Annotated in this window: 15 protein-coding genes; 14 read left to right on the plus strand and 1 reads right to left on the minus strand. The window is 48.5% G+C overall.

The window, feature by feature from the left end; all coding sequences use genetic code 11:
• The first annotated feature begins 345 nt into the window (after positions 1-345).
• The 12 genes from HMPREF0240_RS01390 (at position 346) to HMPREF0240_RS01445 (ending at position 17,691) form a co-directional block, all read left to right on the plus strand.
• Complete coding sequence (locus HMPREF0240_RS01390) at positions 346-1,524, plus strand: M20 family metallopeptidase (RefSeq protein ID WP_009001672.1); 1,179 nt, start codon at positions 346-348, stop codon at positions 1,522-1,524.
• A 140-nt stretch (positions 1,525-1,664) separates the two neighbouring features.
• Positions 1,665-5,522 (plus strand): DNA-directed RNA polymerase subunit beta, encoded by a 3,858-nt coding sequence (locus HMPREF0240_RS01395; RefSeq protein WP_035312222.1) that lies wholly within the window; start codon positions 1,665-1,667, stop codon positions 5,520-5,522.
• A 14-nt stretch (positions 5,523-5,536) separates the two neighbouring features.
• Entirely contained in the window at positions 5,537-9,163 is a 3,627-nt protein-coding gene (gene rpoC, locus HMPREF0240_RS01400) for a DNA-directed RNA polymerase subunit beta' (protein ID WP_009001674.1), read from the plus strand.
• Positions 9,164-9,412: 249 nt separating this feature from the next.
• The gene (locus tag HMPREF0240_RS01405) at positions 9,413-10,210 is read left to right on the plus strand and encodes a chemotaxis protein CheW (protein ID WP_009001675.1); all 798 of its coding nucleotides are present in this window, start codon (positions 9,413-9,415) and stop codon (positions 10,208-10,210) included.
• Entirely contained in the window at positions 10,203-11,015 is an 813-nt protein-coding gene (locus HMPREF0240_RS01410) for a protein-glutamate O-methyltransferase CheR (RefSeq protein WP_009001676.1), read from the plus strand. The genes HMPREF0240_RS01405 and HMPREF0240_RS01410 overlap by 8 nt, the downstream gene beginning before the upstream one ends.
• A 35-nt stretch (positions 11,016-11,050) precedes the next feature.
• A complete protein-coding gene (locus HMPREF0240_RS01415) occupies positions 11,051-11,416 on the plus strand; it encodes a response regulator (RefSeq protein ID WP_009001677.1) in 366 nt (121 codons plus the stop codon).
• Between the two features lie 28 nt (positions 11,417-11,444).
• Positions 11,445-13,124 (plus strand): methyl-accepting chemotaxis protein, encoded by a 1,680-nt coding sequence (locus tag HMPREF0240_RS01420; protein ID WP_009001678.1) that lies wholly within the window; start codon positions 11,445-11,447, stop codon positions 13,122-13,124.
• 20 nt (positions 13,125-13,144) lie between these two features.
• Positions 13,145-13,756 (plus strand): chemotaxis protein CheC, encoded by a 612-nt coding sequence (locus tag HMPREF0240_RS01425; RefSeq protein ID WP_009001679.1) that lies wholly within the window; start codon positions 13,145-13,147, stop codon positions 13,754-13,756.
• 4 nt (positions 13,757-13,760) lie between these two features.
• Positions 13,761-14,237: a chemotaxis protein CheD gene (locus HMPREF0240_RS01430; RefSeq protein ID WP_009001680.1), complete on the plus strand. Its 477-nt coding sequence runs from the start codon at positions 13,761-13,763 to the stop codon at positions 14,235-14,237.
• A gap of 43 nt (positions 14,238-14,280) precedes the next feature.
• A complete protein-coding gene (locus HMPREF0240_RS01435) occupies positions 14,281-15,234 on the plus strand; it encodes a diguanylate cyclase (RefSeq protein ID WP_009001681.1) in 954 nt (317 codons plus the stop codon).
• Positions 15,235-15,238: 4 nt separating this feature from the next.
• Complete coding sequence (locus HMPREF0240_RS01440) at positions 15,239-17,239, plus strand: chemotaxis protein CheA (protein ID WP_009001682.1); 2,001 nt, start codon at positions 15,239-15,241, stop codon at positions 17,237-17,239.
• Positions 17,230-17,691: a chemotaxis protein CheW gene (locus HMPREF0240_RS01445; protein WP_009001683.1), complete on the plus strand. Its 462-nt coding sequence runs from the start codon at positions 17,230-17,232 to the stop codon at positions 17,689-17,691. The genes HMPREF0240_RS01440 and HMPREF0240_RS01445 overlap by 10 nt, the downstream gene beginning before the upstream one ends.
• A 69-nt stretch (positions 17,692-17,760) precedes the next feature.
• Here HMPREF0240_RS01445 and HMPREF0240_RS01450 read toward each other — a convergent pair whose 3' ends face one another.
• Positions 17,761-18,318: a cupin domain-containing protein gene (locus HMPREF0240_RS01450; protein WP_009001684.1), complete on the minus strand. Its 558-nt coding sequence runs from the start codon at positions 18,316-18,318 to the stop codon at positions 17,761-17,763.
• Positions 18,319-18,503: 185 nt separating this feature from the next.
• Between HMPREF0240_RS01450 and HMPREF0240_RS01455 the strand changes: the two genes are divergently transcribed.
• Positions 18,504-19,877, plus strand: a complete 1,374-nt coding sequence (locus HMPREF0240_RS01455; RefSeq protein ID WP_009001685.1) for an amidohydrolase — start codon at positions 18,504-18,506, stop codon at positions 19,875-19,877.
• Positions 19,878-19,995: 118 nt separating this feature from the next.
• Complete coding sequence (locus HMPREF0240_RS01460) at positions 19,996-21,762, plus strand: adenine deaminase C-terminal domain-containing protein (protein ID WP_009001686.1); 1,767 nt, start codon at positions 19,996-19,998, stop codon at positions 21,760-21,762.
• Positions 21,763-22,567 lie beyond the last annotated feature (805 nt).

A 22,567-nucleotide genomic window follows, 5' to 3' on the forward strand; every position in this document is an offset into this window, starting at 1 on the left:
AACCGGGGCAACCTGGCCACATCACGTGAAGCCTTGATGGCTTCACGCGCTGGGGCCAGGAAAACTCGTAATTCGGAATTACGAGTTTTACCCCGGTTTTCCTTATTTTTTCCTTAACTCCGGCCAGCCTCCGCGGCTACGCTTCCAGCAGCACCTATATCCGGTTCCTGCGGGGCGGTACAAAAGGCGTTTGGCACATAGCCGCCGTCACCGACGCAGGCCGGATATCACAAGCGCCGCGGCTGGGGACTGGCTGGGGAAGGACGGCTTCAAAGGGGGGCCTTTTAGGTGTGGGAGGAATATGGTATAATTAGGAAATAGTTTGGCGGATGGGGAGGAGACTTTATGGAGCGGAAGAGATGGGATGCGGTTGAACTGGCTCAGGAGCTGGTGCGGATTGAGAGTACGAATCCGGGGCGGTTTGAAGGAGAGGTTAGCAGATTTGTCAGACGGCATTTGGAGGAGGCTGGCATTTGTTGTGATGTGGCTGAGGTGATGCCCAAGCGGTGCAATGTGCGGGCGGTTCTTCCGGGGAAGGTGGAGCATCCGGCTCTTGTTTTTATTTGTCATATGGATACGGTTGTGGAGGGTTCGGGCTGGGAGGACGAGGCTTTTTCGGGGCAGATACGGGACGGGAAGCTCTGGGGCAGGGGCAGCTGTGATATGAAGGGGGGACTGGCCTGTGCGCTTTCTGTTTTTGCGGAGACGGCGGCAGGGGTTAAGGACGGAACGCTGGAACTGGAATATCCGCTGGTGTTTGTTGGGACTGTGGATGAGGAAGGTGATATGCGGGGCGTTGAGCGGGCTGTTGCGGACGGATGGGTGTCGGCTGAGGACTGGGTTGTGGATATGGAGCCTACGGACGGGCGGATTCAGATGGCGCATAAGGGGCGTACCTGGTTTGAAGTGGAGATGCAGGGGGTGACTGCGCATGCCAGTATGCCGGAAACGGGAGCAGATGCAATTGCGGGGATGGCTTCGGTAATTACTTATATAAGAAAGAAAATTGAGGAGTGTCCGGTACATCCGGAACTGGGGCGTTCAACTGTAACCTTCGGACAGATCAGGGGCGGGTACAGCCCCTATGTGGTTCCGGATCAGTGCATGGTCACTGTTGATATGCGTCTTGTGCCTCCTGTGGATACAAAAAAGGCAGAAGAGTTCGTGAGTGAGGCTATTGAATATGGAGTGCAGCATGTCCCGGGTGTAAGCGGAAGTTTTCGGATTACCGGTGACCGGCCTTTTATAGAAACGAACCGGGATTCTGTGCTTTTGAGGGAGCTGAAATGTGCGGTGCATGAGGTGACGGGAAAAACTGCGGAAATCACTCCGTTTCCTGGTTATACTGATACGGCTGTGATCGCCGGTACGCTGAAAAACCGGGAGTGTATGTCTTATGGGCCGGGCAGCCTTAACCAGGCTCATAAGCCGAATGAATTCGTTATTACCACAGAAATCGACAGATGTCAAGAGGTTTTTTGTGGATTAGTAAGAAATATGTTGACAACGAAAAGAGCTTTGTGATATAGTAAAAAATGCGCTATTGTGGAAAGGTATGCCATCGTAGTGACTGTTTTCGCGTCACGGGGCTCTTTCCCTAATTACTGGAACTAACGAAGGGCGACTCGTAGCCCGCCAAAAAATATATGAGGAGTGAAACGTCAATGGAGAAAAACAGAATTCGTCCCATCACAAACGGAAAAAGTTCACGCATGAGCTATTCCAGACAAAAAGAAGTATTAGAGATGCCGAATCTAATCGAAGTCCAGAAAGACTCGTACCAGTGGTTTCTGGATGAAGGTATGAAAGAGGTATTTGCCGATATTTCACCGATCTCTGACTTCAGCGGTCACCTGAGTCTGGAATTTGTCGATTTTACGCTTTGCGAGGATGACGTAAAGTATACCATCGAAGAGTGTAAAGAGCGTGATGCAACATACGCTGCGCCTTTGAAAGTAAGAGTAAGACTCTACAACAAAGACAACGATGAGATAAACGAACATGAAATATTTATGGGAGATCTTCCGCTTATGACGAAGACGGGTACCTTTGTAATCAATGGTGCTGAACGTGTAATCGTAAGCCAGCTGGTTCGTTCCCCTGGGATCTATTATGGGATTGCCCATGATAAACTGGGAAAAGAACTTTATTCCGCAACAGTCATCCCGAACCGTGGTGCATGGCTTGAATATGAGACAGACTCCAATGACGTTTTTTATGTACGTGTAGACAGAACGAGAAAGGTGCCGATCACTGTGCTGATCCGTGCACTCGGTATCGGAACAAATGCAGAAATCATCGACCTGTTTGGCGAAGAGCCAAAGATCCTTGCAAGTTTTGGCAAAGATACAGCCGAGAACTATCAGGAAGGTTTATTAGAGTTGTATAAAAAGATAAGACCAGGCGAACCACTTGCAGTGGACAGCGCAGAAAGCCTGATCACCAGTATGTTCTTCGATTCGAGACGTTATGACCTCGCAAAGGTTGGACGCTATAAGTTCAACAAGAAACTGGCACTTAAGAACCGCATCAAGGGACAGAGAGTGGCAGAAGATGTAGTCAGCCCTCTGACCGGTGAGATCGTTGCTGAAAAAGGAACCGTTATCTCAAGGGATCTTGCGGATACAATTCAGAATGCAGCTGTGCCGTATCTCTGGGTAGAAGGCGAAGAGGAATCCAGAAACATTAAGATTCTTTCCAATATGATGGTAGACCTTCAGGCAGTTGTAGACATCGATCCAAAGGAAGTCGGCGTTACGGAGCAGGTATACTATCCTGTACTGGAGGGGCTCCTGGAGGAGACAGGCGGAGATATCGAAGAACTGAAGGATTTAATCCGCAGAGATCTTCACGATCTGATTCCGAAGCATATTACAAAGGAAGACATCCTGGCTTCCATTAACTATAATATCCATCTTGAGTACAGAATGGGGAATGAGGATGACATCGACCATCTGGGCAACAGACGTATCCGTGCGGTAGGAGAACTTCTTCAGAACCAGTACAGAATCGGTCTGTCCAGACTTGAAAGAGTTGTCCGTGAGAGAATGACCACACAGGATCAGGAAGGAATTTCCCCGCAGTCACTGATCAACATCAAGCCGGTAACAGCGGCTGTCAAAGAGTTCTTTGGTTCTTCTCAGCTGTCACAGTTCATGGATCAGAACAACCCGCTTGGTGAGCTGACCCACAAGAGACGTCTGTCAGCACTTGGACCTGGAGGTCTGTCAAGAGACCGTGCAGGATTCGAGGTACGAGATGTCCACTATTCCCATTACGGAAGAATGTGCCCGATTGAGACCCCTGAAGGTCCTAACATCGGTTTGATTAACTCTCTTGCTACTTATGCAAGGATTAACGAGTATGGATTCATAGAGGCTCCGTACCGTAAGATAGATAAGGAAAATCCGGAAAATCCGATCGTTACAGAAGAAGTAGTCTACATGACGGCGGATGAGGAAGATAATTACCACGTAGCACAGGCGAATGAGCCTCTGGACGACGAGGGACATTTCATCCACAGAAACGTATCCGGACGTTACCGCGAGGAGACACAGGAATACGAGAGAAGCAAGTTCGATTTCATGGACGTTTCTCCTAAGATGGTGTTCTCTGTGGCCACAGCCCTGATTCCTTTCCTGGAGAATGATGATGCCAACCGTGCGCTGATGGGATCTAACATGCAGCGTCAGGCGGTTCCGCTTCTTACCACAGAAGCTCCGGTTGTCGGAACAGGTATGGAAGTAAAAGCAGCAGTAGACTCCGGTGTCTGCATCGTAGCAGAAAAAGCCGGTGTGATTGAAAGATCCACATCCACTGATATTACAATTAAGCATGATGATGGAACTAAGAAGACATATAAACTGACCAAGTTTTTAAGAAGTAACCAGAGCAACTGCTATAACCAGAGACCGATTGTAGATAAGGGCGAGAGGGTAGAGGAAGGACAAGTAATTGCAGATGGTCCGTCTACTTCCAACGGTGAGATGGCTCTTGGAAAGAACCCGCTGATCGGCTTCATGACCTGGGAAGGTTACAATTACGAAGATGCTGTACTGCTGAGCGAAAGACTTGTGCAGGACGATGTGTATACTTCTGTGCATATTGAAGAATATGAGGCAGAGGCCCGTGATACAAAGCTGGGGCCGGAAGAGATCACAAGAGACATTCCGGGTGTCGGCGATGATGCACTCAAAGATCTGGACGAAAGGGGTATCATCCGCATAGGCGCGGAGGTACGTGCAGGCGATATTCTGGTCGGTAAAGTGACTCCAAAGGGAGAGACGGAGCTGACGGCAGAAGAAAGACTGCTGCGTGCGATTTTTGGTGAGAAAGCACGTGAAGTAAGAGACACGTCTCTGAAGGTGCCTCACGGTGAATATGGTATTATCGTGGATGCAAAGGTATTTACAAGAGAGAACGGCGATGAACTGTCTCCTGGCGTTAATCAGGCGGTCCGCATCTATATTGCACAGAAGAGAAAGATTTCCGTTGGTGACAAGATGGCCGGACGTCACGGTAACAAGGGTGTTGTTTCCCGTGTGCTGCCGGCAGAGGATATGCCCTACCTGCCAAATGGACGCCCTCTGGATATCGTGCTGAATCCGCTGGGTGTGCCTTCCCGTATGAATATCGGACAGGTACTTGAGATTCATCTGAGTCTTGCTGCGAAAGCACTGGGATTCAATATTTCCACACCGGTATTCGACGGTGCGAACGAGATCGATATTATGGACACTCTGGACCTGGCAAATGACTATGTCAACCTGGAGTGGGAAGAATTTGTAAAGAAACACGGCGAAGAGCTGCTTCCGGAAGTGCTGGAATATCTTTTGGCCAACAGAGAGCACAGAAAGCTGTGGAAGGGCGTTCCGCTTACACGAGACGGAAAAGTGCGTCTGCGTGATGGCCGTACAGGAGAGTTTTTTGACAGCCCGGTTACAATCGGACACATGCATTATCTGAAGCTGCATCACCTGGTAGACGATAAGATCCATGCACGTTCTACCGGTCCTTACTCACTGGTAACACAGCAGCCTCTGGGCGGTAAGGCACAGTTCGGTGGACAGCGTTTCGGAGAGATGGAGGTATGGGCCCTGGAAGCATACGGTGCATCCTACACTCTGCAGGAGATCCTGACTGTGAAGTCTGATGATGTTGTCGGACGTGTGAAGACATACGAAGCAATCATCAAAGGGGAAAATATTCCTGAGCCAGGTATTCCGGAGTCCTTCAAGGTACTCTTAAAAGAGCTGCAGTCACTGGCACTGGATGTACGTGTGCTGCGTGATGACAATACAGAAGTTGAGATTATGGAAACAGTGGATTACGGCGAGACTGATCTGCACTCTATTATCGAAGGAGACAAAAAATACCGTGATGAAAAAGAATCCTACGGGGAACATGGATTCACGGAACAGGAATTTGTTGGAGAAGAACTTGAGGATGTGGAACCTGAGGAAGACGATTTCGACGATGACGCTGATATCGACTTTGATGAATTGGTGGATGACGAAGAATAGGAGGAGCCATTTATATGCCAACAAGTAATAATGAACAACAATACCAACCGTTAACTTTTGATGCAATCAAAATCGGGCTGGCTTCACCGGATAAAATTATGGACTGGTCAAGGGGCGAGGTAACAAAGCCTGAGACCATCAACTATAGAACATTGAAACCCGAAAAAGACGGACTTTTCTGCGAGAAGATTTTCGGACCAAGCAAGGACTGGGAATGCCACTGTGGAAAGTACAAGAAGATCCGCTATAAAGGCGTGGTCTGCGACCGATGCGGTGTTGAGGTTACAAAGGCTTCCGTGCGCCGTGAGCGCATGGGGCATATCGCCCTGGCTGCGCCGGTATCCCATATATGGTACTTTAAGGGGATTCCAAGCCGTATGGGTCTGATCCTGGACATTTCACCCAGAACACTGGAGAGAGTGCTGTATTTCGCTTCTTACATTGTTCTTGATAAGGGTGAGACAGATATGCAGTACAAACAGGTACTGTCAGAGGCTGAATACCAGGAAGAAAAGGAAAAATGGGGCTATGGTTCTTTCCGTGTAGGTATGGGAGCCGAGGCGATTCAGGAGCTTCTGCAGGCCATTGACCTGGAAAAAGAGTATGCAGAACTGCAGGCAGGACTTACCAGCGCTACAGGCCAGAAGCGCGCAAGAATCGTGAAACGCCTGGAAGTTGTAGAAGCATTCCGGGAGTCCGGCAACAAACCGGAGTGGATGATCCTCACAGCAATTCCGGTGATTCCGCCGGATCTTCGTCCTATGGTACAGCTGGACGGCGGACGTTTTGCGACATCCGACCTGAATGACCTGTACAGAAGGATTATCAACAGAAACAACCGTCTGAAGAGACTGCTGGAGCTGGGAGCTCCGGATATCATTGTCCGCAATGAGAAGCGTATGCTGCAGGAAGCAGTAGATGCCCTGATTGACAATGGACGCCGCGGACGCCCGGTAACAGGACCTGGAAACAGGGCGCTGAAATCCCTGTCCGATATGCTGAAAGGTAAATCAGGACGTTTCCGTCAGAACCTGCTCGGAAAACGTGTTGACTATTCAGGACGTTCCGTTATCGTCGTTGGGCCTGAGCTGAAGATCTATCAGTGCGGTCTGCCGAAAGAGATGGCAATCGAGCTGTTTAAACCATTCGTTATGAAGGAGCTTGTAGCGAACGGAACAGCACACAATATTAAAAATGCGAAAAAGATGGTTGAGAGACTTCAGCCGGAGGTATGGGATGTACTCGAGGAAGTAATCAAAGAGCATCCGGTTATGCTGAACCGTGCCCCCACGCTGCACAGACTGGGAATCCAGGCTTTTGAGCCGATCCTTGTAGAAGGTAAGGCGATCAAGCTGCATCCGCTGGTATGTACCGCTTACAATGCCGATTTCGACGGAGACCAGATGGCTGTCCATGTGCCGCTGTCTGTAGAAGCACAGGCAGAGTGCCGTTTCCTCCTGCTCTCACCAAACAACCTGCTGAAACCGTCAGACGGTGGCCCTGTTGCCGTTCCTTCCCAGGATATGGTACTTGGTATTTACTACCTGACGCAGGAAAGACCGGGAGCAAAGGGCGAGGGCATGTTCTTCAGGAGCGTGAGCGAGGCCATCCTGGCTTATGAAAACGAATATATTACTCTGCATTCCAGAATTAAAGTCCGTGTCACAAAGACGATGCCGGACGGAACCGAGAAAACAGGTGTGATCGATGCAACACTCGGAAGACTGCTGTTCAACGAGATTATCCCACAGGATCTGGGCTTTGTAGACCGTGAGGCAGAGGGCAGTGATCTGCTCCTGGAAGTTGACTTCCATGTAGGCAAGAAGCAGTTAAAGCAGATTCTGGAAAAAGTTATCAATACCCACGGTGCGACACAGACTGCAGAAGTTCTGGATGATGTGAAGGCAATCGGTTACAAGTACTCCACAAGAGCTGCAATGACCGTATCTATTTCCGATATGACCGTGCCGCCGGAGAAGCCGCAGATGATTGAGGAAGCGCAGAATACTGTGGATAGGATCACAAAGAACTACAAGCGTGGTCTGATCACAGAGGAAGAGCGTTATAAAGAAGTAGTTGAGACATGGAAGGCAACTGATGATAAACTGACAGAGGCGCTGCTGTCCGGTCTTGACAAGTACAACAACATCTTTATGATGGCCGATTCCGGAGCCCGTGGTTCCGATAAGCAGATCAAACAGCTTGCCGGAATGCGTGGTTTGATGGCTGATACAACAGGACGTACCATCGAGCTGCCGATCAAGTCAAACTTCCGTGAAGGTCTGGACGTACTGGAGTACTTCATGTCTGCACATGGAGCACGTAAGGGTCTGTCAGATACAGCCCTGCGTACAGCCGATTCAGGATACCTGACAAGACGTCTGGTTGATGTATCACAGGAGCTGATCATCCACGACAGTGACTGTGCAGAGGAAGGCAAAGAGATTCCGGGAATGGCTGTCAAAGCATTTATGGACGGAAACGAAGAGATTGAAAGCCTGCAGGAGCGTATAACAGGACGTTTCTCCTGCGAGGATATCAAAGATAAAGACGGTAATCTTATCGTGAAGGCAAACCACATGATCACTCCGAGACGCGCGGAGAGAGTCATGAAGAAGGGTGTTGACGCGAAGGGCAATTCACTGGATACAGTCAGAATCCGTACCATTCTTACATGTAAATGCAAGAACGGTGTATGCTCCAAGTGTTACGGCGCCAACATGGCTACCGGTGAAGCGGTACAGGTGGGTGAAGCTGTCGGCATTATTGCTGCGCAGTCCATCGGAGAGCCTGGTACACAGCTGACCATGCGTACGTTCCATACAGGCGGTGTTGCCGGTGATGATATCACACAGGGTCTTCCCCGTGTCGAGGAGCTTTTTGAGGCAAGAAAGCCGAAAGGTCTTGCTATTATTACCGAGTTTGCAGGAACTGCAACGCTCAGTGATACAAAGAAAAAACGTGAGATCATCGTATCAAACGATGAGACGGGCGAATCCAAGGCATACCTGATTCCATACGGCTCACGTATCAAAGTGCAGGACGGCGCAAAACTGGCTGCCGGTGACGAGCTGACAGAAGGTAGCGTTAATCCGCATGATATCCTGAAGATCAAGGGACTGCGTGCCGTACAGGATTACATGATCCAGGAAGTACAGCGTGTATACCGTCTGCAGGGTGTTGAGATCAACGATAAGCATATCGAGGTCATTGTACGTCAGATGCTGAAGAAGATCCGCATTGAGGAAAGAGGGGATACCGAATTCCTGCCGGGAACCATGGCAGATGTCCTGGACTTCACAGAAGTGAATGAACAGCTGGAAGCAGAAGGCAAAGAGCCTGCAACAGGCGAACAGATTATGCTTGGTATTACAAAGGCATCTCTTGCAACAGATTCCTTCCTGTCAGCGGCATCCTTCCAGGAGACCACGAAGGTTCTGACAGAGGCGGCAATCAAAGGCAAGGTAGACCACCTGATCGGCCTGAAAGAGAATGTAATCATTGGTAAGCATATTCCGGCCGGTACAGGTATGAGAAAATACCGTGACGTAAAGTTGAGTACAGAGCTGGAACTGGACGATGAGATTGATTTTGATGAAGAACTGGAACTGGATGAAGAACTGGTTTTTGATGAAGAATAAGGAATAACACACAGATCCTGTAAGCAGGCCGGAAGGAAAGCGATCCTTCGGCGCTGTTTACGGGATCTGTTTTTGTTTTAAGAAAAAAAGAGCTGTAAAAATAAGGCCTGCAAATCTCATCTGAATTATAAAACATATTATGAACATGCTTGTGAAATAAAAAACGTGAAAAAAGGAGCCTGACCTTGAGTTTCCCCTGAAAATGCAGTATGATTATGTTAATTGTGTTGTACGGAAGGCGGTAGAAAAATGGAGAATTTAGAAAAACTGTATTTGCTTTTTTGCACTGACGGTCTCTATTATCTGCTTCCTGTGTCAAAGACAGAAAGAATACTGGACGGACGGCAGATTCCCGCTGATCTGACAGTGGCCGATATGTCAAAGCTAACCGGTGGGAGGGGCTGCAGCGGGGAGTCCGGAGGTCAATATATGATACTGCTAAACGAGGAAGAGGGCGGCTTCGGGCTGCTGGTAGAGAACATAGCCGGCATGCAGGAAGTGGAGGAAGAAGAGCTGGTACCTTTGCCGGAACTGGTGCTTGGCAGCAGCAACGGATATCTGAAGGCGGCCGTAAAGCTCAAAAGCGGACAGGCAGTGTGGGCATATGTACTGGAGCCGGGTCTGCTGGATGTATCCGGGGAGCCCCGGATCAGTAACAGCAGCCGGCTGAGGAAGGCCGGGGCAGGCACCATGTCAGGCGGTACATATATCCGGTTAGAGTATGGGGGAAGACAGCTCTATGTAAAGCAGGAAAAGGTGGCTGCAGTTGTCAGCAGGCCCTTGATTCAGAGAGTACCAGGAGCAGCAGAAGATGTATTGGGGATTGCAGAGTATGAGGCAGAAGTGGCTGTTTATTACAATCCGGCAGAGAATACAGATGCGGGAGAGCCTGGGACAGGCGCGCGAGAATATGCCTGTGGTGTTCTCCTGGAGCGCGGGCCGGACATTTATATGGGGATACCGTGCGACACTGTAGGCACCAGTGAGGAGTTCATGGAAGATCTGGTGCCGGTGATAAACGGTGTAGGAGAGAAGTGTTGTGATTAGACTGACAGAACCGGAATTTACAGATATAGTAGAATATTTTCGTTCACATTACGGCATTAATCTGGAAAAGAAGAAAGTGCTGATTGAATGCCGCATGTCCAAAGAACTGGAACGCTATGAGGTTACCTCTTTTACGGAATATATGAGGCTTTTAAGGCGTGATGGTACAGGCGGGATTGCGGGCGGCATGGTGAACCGGCTGACCACAAATTATACATATTTTATGAGAGAACCCGCACATTTTTCCATTTTGTCTGAGATGGTTTTTCCAGAGCTGTTTGCAAAAAAATACGGGTTATGCCAGATATGGTGTGCAGGGTGCGCCACAGGTGAAGAGTGCTATACGCTGGCCATGTGTCTGGACGAGTATAAAGCGGGGAACAGCTCGGCGGTAAGCGCCAGAATACTGGCAACCGATATCTCTGAAGAGGTGCTGAATAAGGCAGAAAAAGGGATATATCCTGTCCGCGAGATTGAAAATATCCCGCCCGCCTGGCAGGAACGATATTGTGTGAAAGTGGATAAAAACAATTTCCGCGTGAATGAAAATCTCAGGTATAATATCCGTTTTCGGAAGAATAATCTGATGGAACCACTGGCGGAGGCTTCCAGGTTTGATCTTATATTCTGCCGGAATGTGATGATCTATTTTGACAGGGACTCCAGAAAACAGCTGGTAGCCCGTCTGGAGGAAAGCCTGAATCCCGGAGGGTATCTGTTTATCGGCCATGCGGAGCTTCTATCTCGTGACGAGACAACGCTGGAGCAGATCTATCCGTCAGTGTACAGAAAAACTGCGGTTTGAAATGATAAAATCTACAGATGTAAAAAGGAGAATACATGGATAAAAAAATTATGATTGTGGATGATGCGATGTTCATGAGGAAAACGATTCGCAATGCTCTGGAAGGCGCAGGATACTCCCGGATTGTGGAGGCCGCGGACGGAGAGGCAGCGATAGATCTGTATCAGCAGGAGATGCCGGATCTGATGCTGCTTGACATCACCATGCCAGGGAAGTCCGGAATAGAAGTGCTGGAGGCGGTGATACGCATTCATCCGGAGGGGAGAGTTGTGATGTGTTCAGCCATCGGCCAGGAGATGATGATAGAAAAAGCGGTAATGGCAGGCGCGCTGGATTTTATTGTGAAGCCATTTAAAAAGGAAGAGTTACTGAAGGTGGTAAAATACAGTCTTGGAGAATAGCTGTGAAACGAATGAGAGGAATAGCGGGATGAAAAAACATTTTGAGAATCTGAAAGTGGGCAGGAAGCTGATTGCAGCGTTTGCGGGCATTATTGTACTTTACGTGATTACGGTAACCGTGGCCGTTGTAAATATCAGAGGTCTTTCAGTCACGATTGAGAAGCTGTATTCAGAGCCATTTGCCAATATGAAGGCTGCACAGGATATGATTGCTAATATGCAGAGCGTAGGAAAAAATCTTTCTATACTTGTTTCAACAACGGATAATGTTGTTGATAAAGAACAATATTTGGCAAGGGCCAAAGAATATGCTCAGAAGGTAGGTGAGTGTGAGGAATTTCTCGGCACCGGATATGTGAGCGGAGCGGATGAGGTGGAAGAGCTGAATCTACAGTTTGAGCAGCTTAAAATATTGAGGGATCAGGTGTTTTCGGACTTGGAAGACGGAGATGCCGGTGCAGCTTTTGATTCGTATTACCATCAATATGAACCACAGTCAAGGATTACCAGGGAGGCCCTGGAAGCGGTTATAGCTGCATGCGGGGAAGATGTTGAGAACAGCGTGGATCGGGCAGGAGTATTGAGCGCACGTATTATGTCCATTATGTTTATTCTGGCAGCTGTATGTGTACTGATTACCATTGGATTGTGGGTCGTTATAACAAGAAGCATAGTAAGGCCGGTTCGTGGGGTAAAGGATGCCGCAAACCAGATTGCAAACGGAAAGCTTTGCATTGATCTGGATTATCATTCCCAAAATGAATTCGGCGAGCTGGCAGACGATATACGTACTACTGCAGAATCTCTGAACCTGTATGTATCGGAGATACAGAAGGGGCTGCGTGCTCTTGGGGAAGGAAGGCTGAATTACCACAGCGATGTGGAATTCAAAGGGGACTTTATAACGCTGGGCAAGTCTATGGAAGATATAGGCGCCATGCTCCGCAATTCTATTCGGCAGATTGGCAACAGTGCCGAGCTGGTATCCGGAGGGGCGGAACAGGTATCCAATGGGGCACAGGTGCTGGCTCAGGGAGCGTCGGAACAGGCGAGTTCTATTGAAGAGCTGGCCGTGAGTATAAACGAGATCGCAGAGAGCGTGAAGATAAACGCTGAAAATGCGGTTATGTCCAGAGATTTTGCGGATGACGTGGGAAGAAAGCTTCTGGAAAATAACAATCAGATGCGGCGGCTGGAAGACGGCATAGAGCAGGTACGGGGCAATTCAAAGGAAATTGCAGGCATTGTGAAGGAGATTGAGGATATTGCATTCCAGACGAATATACTGGCGCTCAATGCGGCGGTAGAAGCAGCCCGTGCAGGGGAAGCCGGCCGTGGTTTTGCTGTGGTCGCAGGAGAAGTACGCAGACTTGCCTCCAAGACAGCAGGGGCATCCAAGCTGACGGCGGAACTGGCGGAAAAGAATGCAGAAGTTGTAGACGAAGAAAGCTCAGCGGTGGCAATCACCGCACAGACGCTTCAGGATTCGGTAGAGGGAGCACAGAAGGTCAATGAAATGGTGAATATGATCTCAGAATTAAGCACCCAGCAGGCAGAGGCGATCGTCCAGATCAGAAAGAGCGTGGAGATGATTTCAGATATTGTCCAGGGCAATTCGGCAACATCTGAGGAAAGCGCGGCGGCAAGTGAAGAACTGTCGGCACAGGCACAGCTTCTGAAAGAACTGGTGGAACAATTTGATGTATAGGCAGAAGAAAAGGGGAAAGTATGAGCATTTATGCTGATTTGGATGATGAGACAAGAGATATACTGTCTGAGCTTGGAAATATCGGAACAGGCAATGCTGTATCTTCTCTCTCGGCTATGATGGAACGTCCGATTGAAATCGGAATACCGAATATCCGTCTGGTCAGATATCAGGATGTTTTTGAGTCATTGGGAATCCAGGAGGCTCTGCAGACGGGGATACTGATCCAGGTAAAGGGGCAACTTCAGGGAATGTTTCTGTTCCTGATGGACGAGGCATTTACCTGGGCAGTTCTGAAAACAATGCTGGGAGGGGCAGATCACTGTCTGACCTGTCTGGATGAGATGGAAAAGTCCCTTCTGAGTGAACTGGGCAACATTATGTGCGGGTCTTATATACGCGCGCTGGCACAGCTGACGGGAATGGAAACAGACGTGTCGGTGCCGGATATGTGTATAGATATGGGCGGGGCCATACTTGGGGTTCCTCTGGCAAGGCATCTGAAAGTAAGCGACAGCATTCTCCTGATTGAAAACATATTCCATATGGGGGAAAAAGCTTTTGTGGGGCGGATTTTATTCTGGCCGGAGCTGGAGTCGCTGAATACTATGCTCAAAATGCTCAGGGAGTAGCCATATGGAGAAGATTGTAGTAGGGATTTCCGAAGGAAAGACTGCCAGGCCGGGGCAGATACTGATTTCCTATGCCTTGGGCAGCTGTGTCGGGATATGTCTGTATGATGTAAAAAACAGGATCGCAGGGATGGCACATATCATCCTTCCGGACAGATCCTATGCGGTGGGACAGGAAAACGGATATAAGTTTGCAACAGACGGTTCAAGAAAACTGATTGAAGAGATGTGCAGGCAGGGGGCACATAGACGGTATCTGATGGCAAAGATAGCAGGCGGGGCAAAGATGTTCGGCACTGCAGAGAATGAATGGGATATTGGGGCACGAAATGTACAGAGTGTGAAACAGGCACTGAGCGAGGAACGAATACATCTTGCAGCAGAGGACACGGGAAATAGCTATGGCCGGACAATTACATTTTCAGCGGAGGACGGAATACTGGAAGTGCGCACGGTACGTCATCCGGTAAAACGATTGTGATCCTGGCTGCATGTGGATATAGATTTAAAGTGATGGAGGAAAAATGATGGACACGAACAGTAAAAAAATTGTAATGGTAGTAGATGACAGCCTGCTTATCTGCAAGCAGATCCGGGCGGCGCTGAGTGATACTGCCATCTTCATATGTGAAGCACATACGGGGCAGGAAGCGCAGGAGCTGCTAGGCCAGTATCAGCCGGACCTGATACTTCTGGATGTGGTTCTGCCGGACACAGACGGCTATGAATTATTTTCCAGGCTGAAAGAAGCAGATAAGAATAATGCTTCTATTATATTTCTGACATCAAAAGATAAGGATGACGATGTTGTAAAAGGCTTTAATATGGGTGCATGTGACTATATCAAAAAGCCTTTTGTCAAAGGGGAACTGATGTCCCGGGTGAATACGCATCTCCAGCTGAAGCAGCAGAAAGATGAACTTGACAGGCGGAATAAGGAACTGCTCACCAGCATGGAAAAATTAAACTATATGGCGTTCCGTGACGGTCTTACAGGGCTTTATAACCGGAGGTATGTAATCGGTGACCTGGTGGAAGATATTACAAAATATACAGGTAAAGCACGGAAGAACGTTTTGATCCTGGCTGATATCGATGATTTTAAAATGGTGAATGATACATATGGTCATGAAGCCGGTGATATGGCGCTGATCTGTATTGCAAACATTATGGAAGGGATCTGCCGGGATTATAAGGTAGTGCGCTGGGGCGGCGAGGAGTTTCTGGTTGCACTGTTTAATGTGACGGAGTCGGAGGCGTTTGAAGTGAGTGAAACAATCCGCAGAGAAGTGGAGGACTTCGAAATTGCCTATGGGGAGGATACCTTCTCCTGTACGATTACACTGGGAATGCATGTGTACGAGCGCCATGAGGGCATAGAAGAATGCGTGGAAAAGGCAGATCAGGCTTTATACTATGGAAAGAGGAACGGGAAAAACTGCAGTGTGTGGTATGAGAACATAGAACAGGCGGAATGAGAATATGGGATTTTTTGATGCAGATGCGGAGGAAATGTTAGAGGTATATTTGCTGGAAGCAAAACAGCTGACAGAGCAGTTGAGTGCTGTCCTGCTGGATACGGAGAAGAAAAATACTTTTGCAAAAGAGGATATCCACAGTATTTTCCGTGTAATGCATACTATAAAAAGTTCGTCCGCAATGATGGGGCTGAAACAACTCTCCTCCCTGGCACACAAGGTGGAAGACCTGTTCTCTCAATTAAGGGAACAGCAGGAAGTGATGAAAGCGGTGCCGCAGGAACTGTTTGACCTGCTGTTTGCTGTGCTGGACTATATAGAGGATGAGCTGGAACGCATGGTGCAGCCGGATTATGCTCCGGCCGATGCAAAAGATCTGGAGGAAAATGCCGCCGCATATCTGAGCAGAATAAGCCCGGTTCAGGATGAGGTACCGGATGAGCCGGAAGAAGAGGTGCAGGAAACTGATAATGACGTGATACCGGCAGGTATGGCCACGAAGAATGGCGTTATTGTAAAAATTCTGTTTGAGGAAGGCTGCAGAATGGAGAACGTCAGGGCCTTTATGCTGATCCGGCAGATAAAAGGGATGTGCAGCGTTTTAGAAACAGATCCCCAGGATCTGGAGCACTCACCGGGATCTTCCGGGATCATCAGTGAACAGGGCCTGTTTATTCGATTTGAGAGCGAGTGTAAAGAAAAGGTGCTGGAGGTTCTGGAACGGGGGCTTTTTGTAGATAAATGCAGGGTTATGCAGGAGCGCCGGCCTGTACCAGAAGAAGAGAGAAGGCCAGAGCCGGAAGCATCTGAGAGCAGGGAAGTGGAGTTCCTGAGTGTACGCAGTGACAGACTGGATCATCTGCAGAATCTTGCCAGAGAGATGCTGATCCAGATGATGTCCCTGGAGAATCAGCTGGAATCCGGTGGCATGGATGATATCAGAGAGGGTCCCGTACACCAGATCGAACGTCTCGTCGGTGAAGTGGAGCGCACTGTGATGGAGATGCGTATGGTACCTGTCGAACGGATTGTGCCCAGACTCAGGAGAATACTCCGCGACATCTGCAGGGATGAGGATAAGGAAGTAGAGTTTATTTCCAACTGCGGGGATATCGAAGCGGATAAAAGTGTAGTAGACTATGTGTCAGAGGCCCTGATACATTTGATTAGAAATGCCGTGGATCATGGAATTGAATCTCCGGATGAGCGGGCTGCCGCAGGAAAAGACCGCAGGGGCAGGGTGACCTTTTCTGTGGAAAGTACAGTGGGGGAGGTGCTGATCTCTATAGCGGATGATGGACGCGGGCTGGATCTGGAGAAGATATGCAGAAAGGCAAAAGAAAAGGGGATGCTGACAAAACCCGTGGAGGAGTACAGCCGTCAGGAGATACTGGATCTGATTCTGCAGCCCGGCTTTTCTACCAGGGATGATGTGACAGAATACTCCGGCCGGGGCGTGGGGATGGATGTAGTGAAAAACGTACTGGAAAGCGCGGGCGGCAATATTTTCATTGAAAGTGAGAATGGCAGAGGCAGTACATTTACCTTGGCGGTCCCTCTGACACTGGCCACGATGGAATGTATACGGTTCCGGGTAGGGGAATACCGTTTCTCTATGCCCGCACGCTATGTGTACCAGTTCCTTAAGTATGGGGAAAATAAAAAGAATATTCAGGAAAGTCATGGCTGTTCCTATATTCTGTATGAGAACAGGATGGTACCTATGATTGACCTTCGGAAGTTCTACCGCCTCGACGGGGAAGCTCCGGATACGTCAATGATTGTCTATGTGCGCGGTACAGACAAGGAGGGGTGTATACTTGCAGACCGTATGTATGAGCAGAAGAGGATTGTGGTAAAGCAGCTGCCGTCTCTTTTTGGAGTTGATTTCAGGAGAAAAACAGGAGTCAGCGGCATGAGCATTATGGGAAATGGAAAAGTCTGTACGGCGCTGGATCTCGAGATGCTGTTTGGTTTATATGAGAAAGGGAATATATGGAATTAGAGAATATAACAGAGCTGCTCTGTATCCGGGGCAGGAACAGAAATTATGCTTTTGAATTTTCTAATATTATCGAAATATGTCCGGAGATGAAGATTTCCAGGATTCCATGCCTTCCGAAATACTTTACCGGGGTGTGTAATTATAAAGGCATGATAGTCCCGGTCATACATACTGGAGACATGGCAGAGCAGTCTTCTGACAGAAATGTGATAATTATCTGTCAGTACCGTAATTATCAGCTGGGCATAGAGCACTGGGGGGCGCCCTACATTCTTTCCGCAGAAGACAGCAGAGAGATTCAGAGGCCGGAAAACGAACCATCGGTTGAAATCTGGACAGAAAAGACAATTCTTCAGGCAGGGGATGAACTGTATACAGTCATAGACCTGGAAAAAACAATTCGGAATCTGGCACGGTATTTCCAGACGGAATATCTTCTTTTAAAAAATTAGAAAATGTGAGCCGGGATATGTGGAAATTTTATGCATACCCCGGCTTACATTTTCTGTATCATCTGTTCCTTAGAACGTATAAGGAGACGTAGAAACCATCAGTATTTTCGCTTCATCTTCACTTCGATTGATCCAGCGGTGTCCGATATAATTCGGATAATACAGTGTATCATGTTCTTCCAGATCGTAGATGCTGTTATTTTCCAGCTCAAAAGTAACTTTTCCCTGCAGCACATATACAAATTCCTCTCCACCATGACGGGCGTACTCCCCGGAGTCTGTGCCGGAGGGGATTGTAACAGTGGCAGCGTACATTTCATTTTTACCGTGTATAATCAGCGATTCAGTGAGCGACTTTCCATTGCTTGTATTTCTTACAAATGATTTCTGGTCTTTGGAGCGGACCAGCTGTACCTGTGAATCTTCCTCTAAAAACAACGAGAATACAGGAATATCAAGAGAATCACAGATGGCTTTGAGCGTCAGCAGATTGGGAGATGTTTTGCCTGTCTCAATCTGGCTGATCGTGCTTCCGGCAACCTGGGAGATTGCGGAAAGTTCACGGAGTGACAGGTTCATATCCTGTCGTTTGTCTTTGATTGTTTTGCCGATTTTAGATAAATCCATAATAACCTCCCGGTGTTACTGCTTACAGGCTTGCCTGTGAACGGTAACATTATAGTAACAGTTCAGACCTGTCCGAACTGTTACACATTATAACAGAATCGGAATACTCAGTCAAATGGCGTGAATTGACAAAACGAACGATATTCGTTATAATGAACAAAAAGTCAGATAAAGGAGGTTAAGGGTTGGAAAGTGAAAAACAAATATATTTTAAAAACGGCTATATTCTAACCATGGACGAGTCAAACCAGGTATATGATAAGGGCTGCCTTCTGGTACAGGATGACAAAATCCTTGCAGTCGGCAAAGCAGCTCCGGAACTGGTTAAACCGGATGCAGAGGTGATTGATCTTAACGGCAGATATCTTCTGCCGGGATTTGTCAATACGCATGTACATACGTCCCAGCAGATCAGCCGCGGTGTGGGTGATGATGTGGACTTTATGACATGGCTGCATAAAAGAATGTGGCCTTTTGAGAGCAACATGACAGAGGAGGATTCTTATGTTTCGACTCTGATGTGCTGCCTTGAGCAGATCCGTTCCGGGGTTACAAGTTTTGCAGAGCCTGGAGGCCAGTTTGTCAGTGGCATGGTGAAAGCTGTGTCGGAGGCAGGACTGCGGGGAAAACTTGCAAAGTCCGTCATGGACTGCGGTGAGGGGCTCCCTTTGGTCTGGCAGAGAACCATGGAGGAAGAGTTGGATCAGCAGCTGGATGATCTGAAAAAATATCATAATACTGCAGACGGAAGGGTCCAGATCTGGTTTGGCCTGAGGACGATTTTTAACAATACGGATGAACTGATTGTCAGGACAAAGGAACTGGCAGATCAATATGACGTCGGTGTCCATATGCACGTGGCCGAGGCCAGGTCAGAGATTGAATATACGAAGGCAGTATATGGGGAACCTACAGTGACGCATCTGCACAGGCTGGGTGTATTGGACAGAAACCTTCTGGCGGTTCATACGGTGTGGCTGACCAATGAAGAAGTAGACCTGTTTAAAAAATATGATGTGAAAGTGTCCCACAATCCGGCTTCAGCAATGCGCGTTTTGGGATTTGCAAAGATCCCACAGATGCTGGACAAAAAAATCTGCGTTTCCATAGGAACTGACGGGGCATCTTCCAGCAACCGCATGGATATGGTAGATGAGATGTGGCTTACGTCCCTGATCCATAAGGGATGGCGCCTGGATTCTACAGTTGTCCCATCAGAGGATATACTTTGTATGGCGACCAAAAACGGCGCGAGGGCGCTGCTGGATGAACAGCTGTATGGCAGTCTGGAACCGGGCAAAAAAGCGGATCTGATCGTCATTAACCCGCAGGGACCGTCCATGATGCCGGTTAACGACAGAATAGCCGCTCTTGTAACGGCCATGCATTCTTCAAACATTGAAAGTACGATGTGTGACGGAAAATGGCTGATGAAAGACAGGAAAGTGCTGACGCTGGATGAAGATGCGATTGTTAAAGAGGCACAGATGCGGAGCGAGGCAATATACAGAAGGGCAGGAATCGAGCTGCCGGACCGGTTCCCGGTCATCCACTGCTGACATTATGTAACAGTTCAGACAGGTCTGAACTGATACGACATTATGGTACCGGGCATGAAATGTAAAGGGTACTGTTTCAGAGAACATGGTGTAAAATCAGATTAGGAGGAGTAAACATATGGATAAAAAATTGTTGGAAGTTGCAGCAGGTCAGAACCCTGCAGATATTGTGGTGAAAAATGGTAAAATTGTGAATGTTTATACAAAAGAGATTTATGAGGGCGGTGTGGCTGTCAGCGGAAATACGATTGCAGCGGTAGGAGATGTAGATTATACGATCGGAGAAAATACAAAGGTAATCGATGCCGGCGGAAACTACATTACTCCGGGATTTATTGACGGACATATCCATCCGGAGAGCACCAGCCTGGCAATCCGCTCTTTTGCGGAACTGGTATTAAAGCACGGTACCACAGCGGTTATGACAGATCTGCATGAAGTAGGAGTTGTGGGTGGCCTGGAAGCTATTGAAGCAGTACTGAAAGAAGCGGAAGCGACAGATCTCAAACTGTATTTTGTTGTTCCGTCCCACGTTCCGTTTGCACCGAATCTGGAGACAAGCGGCGGACATTTTAATGGAGAGATCATTCAGAAAGCGCTGGAGAGAGAAGATGCGGTAGGTCTGTCTGAAATTGTAGGACCATATGTATTATCCGGCTTTCCGGACCTGCTTGAATCCATGGAAAGAGCAAACAGGATGCCCGGCAAGACCTGCCAGGGCCATCTCCCGGATATGATGGGACCGGCTCTGAATACCTGTCTTGCTGCGGGGGTTACAACAGACCATGAGTCTCTGAACGGAGAGGAAGCCATTGCCAGATTAAAGAACGGCTGCCATCTGATGATCAGAGAAGGTTCCGCTGCGCAGAACCTGGCAGACTGTATTAAACCGATCCTGGAACAGAACCTGGATACATCCAGAGTCAGCATCGTAACAGATGATCTTCACACCATAGATGCGGTAGACAACGGCCATCTCGATGAGGCAGTGCGCAGGGCGCTCAAAGCCGGCGTTGATTTCCCGACCGTGATCCAGATGGTTTCCCTCAATGCCGCCAGAGCATTCCATCTGGACGATGAGATCGGCGGACTGGCACCCGGACGCAGGGCAGATATCAACATTACGACAGGAGAAGAAGACTTCCGGGTATTAAGTGTCATTGCAGGCGGAAAAGAGATCGTGGACAATGGAAAATGTCTCGTATCCTACCCGAAAGCAGAGCATGCCCCCTGTCTTCTGAACACAACAAAGCTGAAAAACCCGATCACTCCGGAAAGCTTCAGGATCGAAGCTCCTGAAGGAGCAAAAAAGGTAAAAGTACAGGTAATGGATACCCTTCCGTGGATTCCGATTACACAGGGACGCGAAGTAGAGCTGGCCGTAAAAGACGGTGTTGTCCAGTGTGATGTGGAACAGGATGTGCTCTATATTGCCCAGGTGGAACGTTACGGAGTAAACGGCAATGTAGGCAAAGCCTTTATGGGAGGTTTCCATCTCAAAGAAGGTGCGATTGCGTCCTCAGTAGGACACGACAACCACAACATTATCGTAATGGGCACAAACTTTGAAGATATGGCCATAGCAGTCAACCACCTGATTGAAATAGGCGGGGGACAGAACATAGTCAAAAACGGCGAAATACTCGCGGAAGTATCATACCCGATCTGCGGCCTTCTCTCCGACATGTCAGGCGAGGAACTTGCAGATGAGAAACGGAAACTCAATGGAATCATCCATGAACTCGGCTCACCGATCACCATCCCGTTCATGTTCCTGTCATTCATCTGCCTGGCAGCTATACCAATGTATGCGGTGACGGACGTGGGATTCATAGACGTAATAAAACAGGAAGTAATATCCCCTATAATCGAGGTTATTGAGTAGGGGAAGGAGTTTAAGTTTACAGGCTAAGGGGACGCTGTGCGGAATCGTGACAGGACTCTTTTGGATACGGATTTGCGGTGTAACAGCCGCTAATCAAAATGGAAGCCAACATGATGAATACCGCCGACAAACACGGGAATGCCGGATGCATTCCCGTATAAGTCGGCTTTTCCACAGGGCTGGAAGCCCTGCGGAAAATTCATATGTTGACTTCCATTTTGATGAAGCGGCTGTAACATCGCAAAGACGCATCCAAAAGAGTCCTGTCACGATTCCGCACAGCTGGCTCATCAGGCCGGTAGAAAAAACGTTCCCTCGGTGGGCAATATAGCGGGGGAGGCGGATGGTGTATGGCAGCCCAAGGCATATATTGGCAGGAGATATTTGGGGAGGTTGGCATATTTTGATGGGATAGTTGGTATGTTTGTACCCAACGGCTGATGCGTGTGTATGATAGCATCCAGTGGTCTGTTCCGTGAATATGCAGTCCCCAGCAGCTTGACACGTATGAATATACTCCATCCAGCTACATAACCCGCGCATCCATACTCCATCCGGCTCTCCCGTCAAGCGCCACCTGATTTGCGGTTTTAAATACCGGTTTGATGAAGCCCAGCCTGCCTGAGACGGGGAGAGGGACGCAGCGGGACAAAAGGAGAGGTGGGTTGGAAGTATAGAGCGCACGGTCTAGAAGTACTTACACAAAAAGAGAGGTCCATGAGGGATGGAAAGTGATTTTCCAAAATCACTTTCCAGGACAACTAAAGCCAGAAAGCATCAAGCTTTCTGGCTGAATGTTGTCTGT

The sequence above is a fragment of the Clostridium sp. D5 genome, from assembly GCF_000190355.1.
GTDB lineage: Bacteria > Bacillota > Clostridia > Lachnospirales > Lachnospiraceae > Faecalicatena > Faecalicatena fissicatena_A.

What these genes read in the sequence shown, in the direction of transcription:
- HMPREF0240_RS01390 (WP_009001672.1), top strand. Translation starts at nt 346, where the DNA reads ATGGAGCGGAAGAGATGGGATGCGGTTGAACTGGCTCAGGAGCTGGTG.
- HMPREF0240_RS01420 (WP_009001678.1), top strand. Translation starts at nt 11,445, where the DNA reads ATGAAAAAACATTTTGAGAATCTGAAAGTGGGCAGGAAGCTGATTGCA.
- HMPREF0240_RS01450 (WP_009001684.1), bottom strand. Translation starts at nt 18,318, where the DNA reads ATGGATTTATCTAAAATCGGCAAAACAATCAAAGACAAACGACAGGAT.
- HMPREF0240_RS01440 (WP_009001682.1), top strand. Translation starts at nt 15,239, where the DNA reads ATGGGATTTTTTGATGCAGATGCGGAGGAAATGTTAGAGGTATATTTG.
- rpoC (WP_009001674.1), top strand. Translation starts at nt 5,537, where the DNA reads ATGCCAACAAGTAATAATGAACAACAATACCAACCGTTAACTTTTGAT.
- HMPREF0240_RS01430 (WP_009001680.1), top strand. Translation starts at nt 13,761, where the DNA reads ATGGAGAAGATTGTAGTAGGGATTTCCGAAGGAAAGACTGCCAGGCCG.
- HMPREF0240_RS01435 (WP_009001681.1), top strand. Translation starts at nt 14,281, where the DNA reads ATGATGGACACGAACAGTAAAAAAATTGTAATGGTAGTAGATGACAGC.
- HMPREF0240_RS01445 (WP_009001683.1), top strand. Translation starts at nt 17,230, where the DNA reads ATGGAATTAGAGAATATAACAGAGCTGCTCTGTATCCGGGGCAGGAAC.
- HMPREF0240_RS01395 (WP_035312222.1), top strand. Translation starts at nt 1,665, where the DNA reads ATGGAGAAAAACAGAATTCGTCCCATCACAAACGGAAAAAGTTCACGC.
- HMPREF0240_RS01425 (WP_009001679.1), top strand. Translation starts at nt 13,145, where the DNA reads ATGAGCATTTATGCTGATTTGGATGATGAGACAAGAGATATACTGTCT.
- HMPREF0240_RS01460 (WP_009001686.1), top strand. Translation starts at nt 19,996, where the DNA reads ATGGATAAAAAATTGTTGGAAGTTGCAGCAGGTCAGAACCCTGCAGAT.
- HMPREF0240_RS01415 (WP_009001677.1), top strand. Translation starts at nt 11,051, where the DNA reads ATGGATAAAAAAATTATGATTGTGGATGATGCGATGTTCATGAGGAAA.
- HMPREF0240_RS01405 (WP_009001675.1), top strand. Translation starts at nt 9,413, where the DNA reads ATGGAGAATTTAGAAAAACTGTATTTGCTTTTTTGCACTGACGGTCTC.